This is a genomic window from Pseudomonas amygdali (genome assembly GCF_002699855.1).
GTDB classification, from domain to species: domain Bacteria; phylum Pseudomonadota; class Gammaproteobacteria; order Pseudomonadales; family Pseudomonadaceae; genus Aquipseudomonas; species Aquipseudomonas amygdali.
This window is the reverse complement of record NZ_LKBW01000108.1, coordinates 1-5,930: the sequence shown is the minus strand read 5'-3', so window position 1 is coordinate 5,930 and position 5,930 is coordinate 1. Positions and strand designations below refer to the sequence as shown.

The window sequence follows — 5,930 nt, the reverse complement described above, 5'->3', positions numbered from 1 at the left end:
TTCGGTAGTTTTTTCATCGCTCCATCCTCTCAAAGGTTGGAGTCTCCGAGAAACCCGGGGCGGTTCAGTCTTTGGAACCCTCCTGTGCTTTTTGAACACTCATTGGCGAGGCGTCGGCTCTTGCCGGTTGGTCAAATGAACAACAATGTCGAGGCAGCGATTAGGAAAATCAATGATTAAGGCTAATAGCTGGAGCAGCAATCTGGATGCATACAGAATACTCCAAGATCCGCAAAGTCTGACGGAGGAGCCCCCTCCCATCCAGACCATTTGCCCTGTTCAGCCTGAAAGCATGGCGCCACCGGAACATCACAACCACCGGCACCTTGTGACACAAGAGGAAAACCGTGGCAGACATCTTGTTGGCAGTCCGATGCGGCGCACGCGCTCTGATGTCGGCGCTCACGGCTTGACGCCTCATCAGCCTTTGCTTACACGTTCAAAATCCGATCACGGATTGGAACGTGTTGCAACGCCTTTGGCGTTTGAGGTACAGAGCGTCGGATCTGAGCAAACCGCCAGTAGTGCTGAAGTTATGACAGCCGCCGGTAGGCGCCATTCGCTCCTGACCGATTACCAAGCCGCGATTGCCCGACCGCTCGACCTTGATCGCGTGCTTGCAGCCGTAAAGTTACGCGCGGCCGCCGAGATCTATTGCAAGAAAAACAACTTAGCACGTCTCTCTCCACGGCCACCACGCACGAGTGCGGGCAATCAACGCCTTGATGCCTTGGTCAACCGGCCCGTCGATGAATTGATCTCCGAAGTGCAGGCCGCCCCCCGCAAGTTCAGCCGAACGCAGCTCACCGACGTTGCACAGAGGCACCTGCTCGCCGCATTGAATATCGACATCGACCAATACAAGAAGGGCGTGCACAAAGCCGGCCTGTATGAAGGACTACACTCGGTGGCGGGACGCTTGGTTAGCGTAGCTGCCGCAGCAGTCAGCGCTGGGGTTTCCGAGGTCCCCGGCGTGAGTAAGACCGTCACCAAGACAGTCAAGATTCTTTCCCACCAACTGCCGTCCAGCGTGGTCAATCCAGCTCTGACAGGCGGCCTTCGTTCCGTCACGGACGTCATGGAATCGTTTAAGCGCGTGGGTGGACTCCCTGTCCTATCGCCTCAGATCGATAAGAGCCCCGATATGGGTAAGATAGTGAAAGCCGCGAGGGAGATGCGCGGTCAACTCGATGAGGCCGTTGGACATTTTGCGCGAGCCCATAAGAGCGACCCCCAGGCGCTGCCGCGATTGGTGGACGCCTTTCTCGCGCTGCATGGCGTAGCCGACCGACAGTATCGGCGCCGCATCGGCCTGAATCGCACGCAAACCTACGGTAAAGGTTGGGGAATGGCCGTAAATGGCGTGGCAGCCATAGGCACCGTTGTGTCCACTACCGTTCCGGTGGTGGGTCAAGTCGCGGGCCCCGCCATTCTGGCCAGCACTATCCCTTTGCAATGGGGAGCGGGCTACTTGGACGAGCGGCGCAACAAGCACCGCTACAACCTACGCGCCAACACGAAGTGGGGGGACTTTCTGAAGGACAATGCGGCGAATATCCACTTCAAGGATCTGACTGTCGAGCATATTTCCGAGTCCAAGCTGCGCCAGTCGTTCCTGACCCAGCCAGAGGTGCAGATCGCCGCGATTCGCGAGGTTTACGAGGACACCATCGGCGAGCTGATGCGGCGGCGGCTCGAGATGCAGAAGGACATCGATGTCCAGCGCGAGGCGGGCAGGCCGATGCGCGCCCTGGCTCTTAAGCAGCTGCGGGAACTAGACGCCAAGATAGACGTTACGAAGATGCACGCCGACCAATTCGAGTCTTTCAACATGGACCGCTGGAGCGCTATTCCTGAGGACAGCGTAATCGGACGCTGCTTGGACGACCTCGACAATCTCCAGAAGGCCAACCGCCGAGCGCGTCTGCGCAAGCCGGGCGAAGGTGCACAGATCGTGCAGCGCTACGTGCAGGCATTCCAGGGCGGCGTATCGACGGGGACGACGCTACCGGTGGTCGATGCCGTCGCGTCGATCGACAGCTTCCACGTACATGACTCGCAAGGTCACGACCATGGCTTGCAGCCCGCGCCGCTCGCCGTGGCGGCGGGCACGGGTGCTGCGGGCGGTGCTGTCTTCACCGGTGCAACGGGCGAGGTGCGGATGAGTAAAGCTGACAATAAGAAGATCATGACGCAACTGCGCGTGGACCCCGAGGTATACACAGCCGATGCTGAGCACTGGCGATTTCGCGCCGGAAATCGCGATGTCGACCTGCGTACGTCCGCCGGATATAAGCAACACGCGCATACGCGTTGGGACGAGCTTGCGCTTGTTGCCCAAGCGCTCAAACATGGCCTCACGAGTGGCCCGGAAGGACTGAAGAACCTAGCGGTCGCAAAGGTAGAGCTGCGCCAGGCACGAGCCAGCTTACAGTCGGCGCTCGACGCATTGGCCGCGTCAGGTCTGCCACACCGGACGCCGGATTCCGCCCGTGCCCCGACGATCTCGTCGATGAAGGACCAGCTCTATGACTATTCGGAAGTTCGACGGCACCTTGGTGTGTAGAGCTTTTTGAAAGTGAGGGTGTAAAACGTTAGCTGTAGCGGCTTGCAATCGAAAACGACCGTGCTCGCAATCAGCGCAATTTTCGGCTCAGATTAGCTGCGACTGACGGCCCCCTCGGGCTCACATTAGCTGCGACTGAAAACGTCGGCGGCATCCCGTCCATCAAACGAGGGTTTGTTGGACGGTTCGCATGCTTTCTACGGGCTAATCGCCAAGCACCACTACTCGCATCCAAGAACTGAGCACATATTTCAACGTCCAGTTATAAAGGCAAACCGCGAGTTTCTGAACACCTCATCAGTTGCAGATAGCGTGAGCCGGTTGATCGATAATTTGAGCTGGTCGCAAATACCATGAGCTGAGTCGCACATAATCCGAGCCAGCAGCTACGGATAATCGCAACTAATGTGGGCCAGCAAAGGCTCATAAACGCGAGCCAGCGGGTTTTCGATTGCAAGCCGCTACACTTACCGTAAGATTTTTTCCGTTTTCTCTATTCGCCCCATCGAGGTCGTGAACGTAATCCACGCCAGGCAGGAATACCCCTCTCCCTGATTGGGGGGGGATTTGCGGGTATTAAGCGGCTGCTTGCTGAGCGTCCGTAGGACGATCCTCTTTCGGACAGCGCATTGAGCGGATTACCGTGAGCGCAGGAGCAGGAGAGTCCTGCGGCTCCTTAAGTCGGTTGGCTGTTCCATTGCTCCCCGGGCCCTAGAACGGAGCGCCAGGTACCACGGATTTCATCGGCACAAACGCGGCCGTACAATCGACCGGCGTTCCGTTACCAGGACTGCCGGACACCTTGACGTCATCCTTTATCGAAGGCATCAGTTTGTTGGCGAAACTGACCGGTCCAGTCCCCAGACTGAAGTGGGTCGCGGTAAGCCCGGTGAAGCTGGGCTGGGCTCCGTCAAAAACAACGTTATCCAGCGTAATGGAAATCGGCCGTTTTTGGCCGTTGTCATTGTATCCGACAAAGGTCGTCTTGCCGCCACCGAAGCGTGGGCTGCCCAAGTAGCGGAAGCCTTTGATAGTGATACCGCTGAAGTCAGGATAAGAGGTTCCGCTGCCGCTGCCGTAGTTGGTGTCGAACACCATCGGGAATTTGACGTTGCGCATGCACACGTTCTCGTAGGTGACGCTGTCTACGGCTCCTCCGCTCTTGGCTCCTGACTTTATTCTCAGCCCCATGCCGTCTTGGCTGTCAGCGCCGTCCGCGGTCAGGTCCACAACGCTGACGTTGTGGACGCCGCCGTTGGTTTCACTGCCGATGGACAAGCCGTGCCCATAGTAAAAGTGATTGTGCGCGAACATCAGGTCCCGGCTGCCGGGGAGGCGGCTGGACTTTATCGCTACGTTGTCATCGCCTGTACTGATATAGGAGTAGGCCAGCAGTACCTTGTTTGATTGGCCGGGGTCGAAGCCGTCTGTGTTCTTCACAGTCTCCGGGGTAAAGCAGGACCCTGGGGTCTTTTGGTCGGGCGTCGAACCGGTCGGGCAGTGATAACCCTCAACCGTATAGGCGCGGCTGGGATTCAAAATCTTGATCCTCCAGACCGTCACCCCTGTCACGCCGTCAGTCACAATGTTGAAGGCCGGCGCGTTTTGCAGCGTTAGCCCCTGGATGACAAAGTCTGTCCCCCCACTGACCTGAATCAGGCGCGGTTTTTGCTGGTAAGCATTGGACAAGGTCTTCTGGTAAACAAGGTCCCACCAGCTACGCAGATTGGCATTTGCCCCTGAGGTAAGCAGACTCCCGCCGCGACCATCAATCACGCCTTTTCCGATCACACCGCTGGCGCGGGTGTTTTTAGCATAAATCAGTGAACTACAGGCATCCTGATTGGCTACAGTAGCGACTCCGCAGGTGCCCTTGCCGTTATCGTAGTCTTTGGGATTGCGTGACGCGAAAAGCGTTACGCCCTCGTCGACCCACAGTGTAACGCCGGACTTTAGTTGCAGAGGACCGCTGAGGAACGCTGAGCTGTCACCTGCGCCCTTGACAAGCTGGACGGCTTGTCCGGCGGCGCAGCCGTCGATTGCACTCTGGATTCTGTCCTGGTCAGGTTGGGAGTCGAACGCCGCACTGTCGACATTGTCCAGTGAGCCGTTCCTGGGCGTTAGTGTGGCCTGGATCTGCTTGCAAACTGGCGGGCTGGATGGCTCGCTTACCCTGCCCCAGGACGTGACTATTGCAGCGTCTTTGACCAATGAGCGCCACCGACACTTATGAACGATGACAGGCCTGGGCTTGTGTTCAGCTACCTTTCTGTCAAGGTCTTTGCATTGAACTATGGCGACGTTCGGTGCTTCAATCCCGATACGCACAATCTGATCAAACTCTGAAACAACGAGGACTTGGATCTCAATCCCACCCTCAATCATAATATTTTCACCTTCACGGCGAGCCAGAACAAGCATAGAGTTTTCCTCTCTTGTTGATTGCCTGGAGGTGGACATGGACGAGCCTCTACTGATTAGGCCCAGCATGTAGCGGCTGGGCATGCTTGGTCACGACTCCGGATCAAGAACCTTCACGCAAGGATTTCAAGGCCGCCAAGCCCAGTTCTGCCAGAAAGATTACAATTGAAGCGATGAGCGCCAAAAGCCCCTCTTTAACAAGCACAAGGTCAGTAGTGGGAAGGCCAATTTCAAGCAGAAACTCTCCGAAAATGAGCACTCCAATGCATGCAATTGAAAGCTTCATAAGACATTCCGTGCCTCTTTTGCGGGGAGAAAATTAAGTTCTGCTAATGTTGACCTGTCTTTTCTCGTGATTTTTAGATAACGCAGTCTTTGGTTGGCGTTCATAGTCATTAGGTTCCACCAGTACGAAACCAAGAGCCCCCGTCATTGACTTGTATCAACAAAAGCATCGAGAAGGGGGGGGGGAGCCGGCCCCTATAAAATTCCGTTCCCCCCAGCTCCAGCCTGTCCAGGTCGATCATTTGCCGCTCTGGAAGGTGTAGTGGCCGTTCAGTAGAATGTGACGCCAGGCCGCCGGTGAAATCAATGTCGGTGCGCTTGGTGAACTCCTCCTTTCCACCGACCCGCGCGATGGTCGTCCCCAGCCGGAACCAGACCCTATACACTCGCGCGCCGACTCACTACATGTTTCCTCCAAACCCTCTTAAGTCAGCTTCTGCAACGCCAGACACTATTAATTTGCCAATGATCAGACTGCCTTCCCCCTGCAGTGACTTCCCAGCTATCTAAAACTACAGAGTGAGCATTACCGAACTGTTTTCTACAGTTATCGTAAGCTTGATTCCAGTGCGAATTCCACACCTGCTGATTTGAACCGCCCCGGGTTTCTCGGAGACTCCAACCTTTGAGAGGATGGAGCGATGAAAAAACTACCGAA

The 5,930-nt window shown here is 56.4% G+C and carries 3 protein-coding genes; 1 reads left to right on the top strand and 2 read right to left on the bottom strand.

Translation table 11 applies throughout. The features are described 5' to 3' along the window. Nucleotides 1-535: 535 nt before the first annotated feature. Nucleotides 536-2,566: a hypothetical protein gene (locus AO277_RS09770; protein WP_044320024.1), complete on the top strand. Its 2,031-nt coding sequence runs from the start codon at nucleotides 536-538 to the stop codon at nucleotides 2,564-2,566. A gap of 711 nt (nucleotides 2,567-3,277) precedes the next feature. On the opposite strand, the gene AO277_RS28745 is transcribed toward AO277_RS09770, so the two are convergent. Further along, nucleotides 3,278-4,987 carry a glycosyl hydrolase family 28 protein gene (locus tag AO277_RS28745; protein WP_236691298.1) on the bottom strand — a complete coding sequence of 570 codons (1,710 nt, stop codon included), beginning with the start codon at nucleotides 4,985-4,987 and terminating at the stop codon, nucleotides 3,278-3,280. A gap of 103 nt (nucleotides 4,988-5,090) precedes the next feature. Then, a complete protein-coding gene (locus AO277_RS28740) occupies nucleotides 5,091-5,273 on the bottom strand; it encodes a hypothetical protein (protein WP_044320021.1) in 183 nt (60 codons plus the stop codon). Between the last annotated feature and the right edge of the window lie 657 nt (nucleotides 5,274-5,930).